The 1,460-nt window shown below is 57.2% G+C and carries 1 protein-coding gene; it reads right to left on the reverse strand.

Features of this window, described 5'->3' with window-relative positions:
- Positions 1-142: 142 nt before the first annotated feature.
- Positions 143-1,460 (reverse strand): IS1182 family transposase (locus F6X42_RS42615; RefSeq protein ID WP_187639728.1); only part of this gene is annotated, 1,318 nt, incomplete at its 5' end.

Raw genomic sequence — 1,460 nt, forward strand, 5'->3', positions numbered from 1 at the left:
GGCCCAGACTGTGTCAAAACGCGTACCCACTGGGAATTGAGGAAACCTGTCCCGGTGCGGATTGCCGCTTGTCGACTGCGACGAGCCGAAGGTCAAATCACAGCCCAACACATCACGAAGGCGCAACAAGCCCGTACGGGCGTCACGCCCGCATCGCATTCATAACCGCTTCTGAACCGAGTAGTTTGATCACCCGCTTCATGTTGTACGCCAGCACGTGCAGGCTCATCTCCGTGCTCACCCGCCCGATGGTCCGTGTCAGGAAATGAGTGGCGCCCATCCATGCCTTGATCGTGCCGAACGGGTGCTCGACAGTCTGTCGCCGGATGCGCATCATCTCAGGCGCATGATCAAGTCGCCCCTGCATCTCATCAAGAACAGCTTCGTGTTCCCAGCGCGTCACGCGACGTTGAGGACCTGGCGTGCAGTCGCCTTTTAGCGAACATTGCTGGCAATTCGAACTCCAGTACTTACTGATCTTCAGGCCGCGCTCAACGGTTGAGAATCGCCAGATGAGCCGCTCGCCTGCCGGGCACCGATATTCGTTCGTCTGTGCGTTGTAAATGAAGTCGTCCTTGCCGAAGCGGCCATGAGCCGTTGCGCTCGATGTCACCGTTTTTGGAACGAACACGGTTATTCCAGCCTCATGGCATGCGAGTATCTCCTCGCTCTTGTAGTAGCCGCGATCCGCAACTGCGGTGAGCCCGTCGACCGCCATCTCCTCACGCGCCAGCTTTGCCATCGACGTCAACTGATCACGATCAATGCCATCATTAGTAACGACGTGCGCAACGATCAGATGGTGCTTCGTGTCAACCGCCGTCTGGACGTTGTAGCCGACGATTCCCGTTCCTCGTGTCTTCATCGAACGGGCATCCGGATCCGTGAGCGATATCTGCCGGTCCGGTGCTTCGTTCAGCTTGGTCTCGATTTCCTTGAGGTTTTGCATCTGTTCCTTCAAGGCCGCGATCTTGTCCTGCAGTCGCTCTGTCCTGGCCTTCGCGATTGCAGGCTCCTGACGATCGGCTGTGTCCATCGCCTCGAGATAGCGGGCGATACTTGACTCGATGTCGCGCATGCGTCGTTCGAGCTTGGCGCTTGTGAAGTTGCGATCGCGATGATTCACCGCCTTGAACTTGCTGCCGTCGATCGCAACGAACGCTTCGGCGAAGAGGTCCAGGCGCTGGCATAGCATGACGAACTGACGACAGACGCCGCGTATCGCTTTGCCGTTGTCTTTACGGAACCGCGCAATGGTCTTGAAGTCCGGCGCCAGGCGTCCCGTAAGCCACATCAGTTCGACGTTGCGCTGGGCTTCGCGTTCAAGTCGACGACTGGATTGAATACGGTTCAGATAACCGTAGATGTAGATCTTGAGCATCACCTCCGGATGGTACGAAGGTCGGCCGGTCAGCGCTGGTTCGATTCCTTCAAAACCGAGTTTCTGAAGATCAAGTTCA

This window comes from Paraburkholderia podalyriae, assembly GCF_014397785.1.
GTDB classification, from domain to species: Bacteria; Pseudomonadota; Gammaproteobacteria; order Burkholderiales; family Burkholderiaceae; genus Paraburkholderia; species Paraburkholderia podalyriae.